The sequence below is a fragment of the Streptomyces phytophilus genome (genome assembly GCF_013870535.1).
In the GTDB taxonomy this organism is placed as follows: Bacteria; Actinomycetota; Actinomycetes; order Streptomycetales; family Streptomycetaceae; genus Streptomyces; species Streptomyces phytophilus.
In genome coordinates this window covers 1-2,761 of record NZ_JACBXC010000826.1, presented here as the reverse complement: position 1 = coordinate 2,761, position 2,761 = coordinate 1, and the positions used below count along the sequence as shown (strand labels likewise).

The window sequence follows — 2,761 nt, the reverse complement described above, 5'->3', positions numbered from 1 at the left end:
GACCCGGATCGGTCCCCGTCCGGGCGGGGGCGGGTCGTGCGGCTGCGGTGTCATCGCCGGCTTCCCTACGCGCGCTTGCCGTCGGGCGCCGGGCCCGAGCCCAGCTCCCTGCTGCGGTCGCGGGCCGCTTCGATCGCCGCGATCAGGGCGGCCCGTACGCCGTGGTTCTCCAGCTCGCGGATCGCGTTGATCGTCGTCCCGGCGGGGGAGGTGACCGCCTCGCGGAGCTTGACCGGGTGCTCGCCGCTGTCGCGCAGCATGACCGCCGCGCCGATGGCCGCCTGCACGATGAGGTCGTGGGCCTTCTCGCGGGGCAGGCCCAGGAGGATCCCGGCGTCGGTCATGGCCTCGACGAGGAAGTAGAAATACGCCGGGCCGGAGCCGGACAGCGCCGTGGCCGCGTCCTGCTGCGCCTCGGGGACGCGCAGCGTCTTGCCCACGGGCTTGAAGATCTCCTCGGTCCGCGCCAGGTGCTGCTCCACGGCGTGCTTCCCCGCGGAGATGACGCACATGCCCTCGTCCACGAGCACCGGCGTGTTCGGCATGACGCGCACCACGGGCGCGCCTTCCGGCAGCCGCTCCTCGAAGAAGGCCGTGGGGACGCCGGCGGCGGCGGAGACGACCAGGCGGTCCGCCGGGATGTGCGGCGCGAGGTCGTCCAGCAGCGTGCCCATGTCCTGCGGCTTGACGGTGAGGATGAGGGTGTCGGCGCGCTTGGCGGCGTCGCCGTTCGAGACGGGCTCTACGCCGTAGCGATTGCGCAGCTCTTCCGCGCGGTCCGGGCGGCGGGCGGTCACGAGCAGGTCGTCGGGCGACCAGCCGGCGCGGATCATGCCGGAGAGCAGCGCCTCGCCGATCTTTCCGGCGCCGAGTACGGCGACTTTCTGGGTCATGCCGTCCATCCTCGCACCGCCGCCCGACACCCCGCGAAGTTATCCACAGGCCGGACCCCGGGGTCCGGCCCGGGTGCGGACCGGGTGCGGACCGGGTGCGGACCGGGCCCGCAGGCGCACCGGCCTGCGGGCCCGAGCGGGCTCAGGCCCGTACGCGATCCGCCTCCGGCAGCGCGGCCTCCCCGCCCCCGGGCGCCGCCGCCCGCCGGGTCTCGTGCCGGAACAGCGCACCCGGCCACCACGTCCACCGGCCCAGGTCGAGCGCCAGCGCGGGCACCATGACCGTGCGGACCAGGAACGTGTCCAGCAGCACGCCCACCCCGACCAGCACGCCCATCTGCGCCATCGTCACCAGCGGCAGCCCGGCGAAGACCGAGAACGTCGCGGCGAGCACGATGCCCGCGGAGGTGATCACGCCGCCGGTCGTCGTGAGGCCCGTCAGGACGCCCTTCGCGTGGCCGTGGAGCGCGACCTCCTCCCTGACCCGGGTCATGAGGAAGATGTTGTAGTCGATGCCGAGCGCGGTCAGGAACACGAAGCCCATCAGGGGGATGGACCAGTCGACCGCGGCGAAGTCGAAGACGTGGTCGAAGAGCAGGTACGACGCGCCCAGCGCGGCCACGTTCGACAGCACGGCGGTGGCGAGCAGCACCAGGGGCGCCACCAGCGCGCGGAGGAGCCCGATCAGCACCAGGAGGACCACCAGCAGCACGATCGGCACCACCACGCGCAGGTCCCGGTCCGCCGCCCGCTGCGTGTCCAGCGCCTCCGCCGTCGTGCCGCCGACCAGCGCGTCCGCGCCGTCGACGGCGCCCACGGCGGTGCGCAGGTCGTCGACGGTGTCCTTGGCCGCCTCGGAGTCGGGTTCGTCGTCGAGGGTGACGCGCAGGGCGGCGAGGTCGCCGGCCGTGTCGCCGTCCGCGACCCCCGCCACGCCGTCGACCCGCTCGACCGCCGCCCGTACGGCGTCCTTAGCGGCGGCGTTCGTGACGATGTCCGCCGGGTCGGAGGCGCCGGAGGGGTAGTGCGCGGAGATGCGCTCCTGGGCGACGACCGACTCGGGCTTGTCCTGGAACATCTCCGACTGCTTGAGACCGAAGTCCATGCCGACGACGCCGAAGGCGAGCACGGCGGTCAGGCCGAGGGACATCAGCCACGACCGGCGCGGCCGGCGCGACACCGCGCCGCCGATCCGGGACCACACCGTGCGGTGCCCGTGCACGGGGGTGCCGTGGCGCGGGACGAACGGCCAGAAGACCCAGCGGCCGACGATCACCAGCAGCGCCGGCAGCACCGTGACCAGCGCGAGGAACGCGCACACCGCGCCGACCGCGCCGACCAGGCCCAGGGAGCGGGAGGAGCTGATGTCGGCGAAGTACAGGCAGGACAGGCCGGCCGCGATGGTGGCGGCGGAGGCGAGGACGGCGGGGAAGCAGCGGCGCAGCGCCAGCCGCATGGCCTCGTGGCGGTCCTCGTGGCGGTGCAGCTCCTCGCGGTAGCGGGCGATGAGCAGCAGCGCGTAGTCCGTACCGACGCCGAAGACGAGGACCATCAGGATCCCGGCCGACTGCGGGTCGACGGGCAGGGAGGCGTGCTTGGCGAGGAGGTACGTGCCGGCCTGGGTGAGGACGGCGGCGAAGCCGACGGCCAGCACGGGGAAGAGCCACAGCAGGGGGCTGCGGTACGTGATCAGCAGGAGGACGGTGACGACGGCCAGGGTCGCCATCATCAGCGTCGCGTCGAGGGAGTCGAAGACGGCGACGGAGTCGGCGAGGGAGGCCGCCGGGCCGCCGACCTCCACGTCGACGCCCGGCGGGGCGCCGTCGGCGGCCACGTCGCGTACGGCCTCGACGGTGTCGCCGAGGTCG

At 74.0% G+C, this 2,761-nt stretch carries 2 protein-coding genes; both read right to left on the bottom strand.

All coding sequences use genetic code 11. From position 1 onward, the window contains the following. Nucleotides 1-65: 65 nt before the first annotated feature. Nucleotides 66-893 (bottom strand): pyrroline-5-carboxylate reductase, encoded by an 828-nt coding sequence (proC, locus tag H5J30_RS25810; RefSeq protein ID WP_181789745.1) that lies wholly within the window; start codon nucleotides 891-893, stop codon nucleotides 66-68. A gap of 142 nt (nucleotides 894-1,035) precedes the next feature. Continuing rightward, a partial coding sequence (locus H5J30_RS25805; protein WP_181789744.1) for an MMPL family transporter occupies nucleotides 1,036-2,761 on the bottom strand: 1,726 nt, incomplete at its 5' end.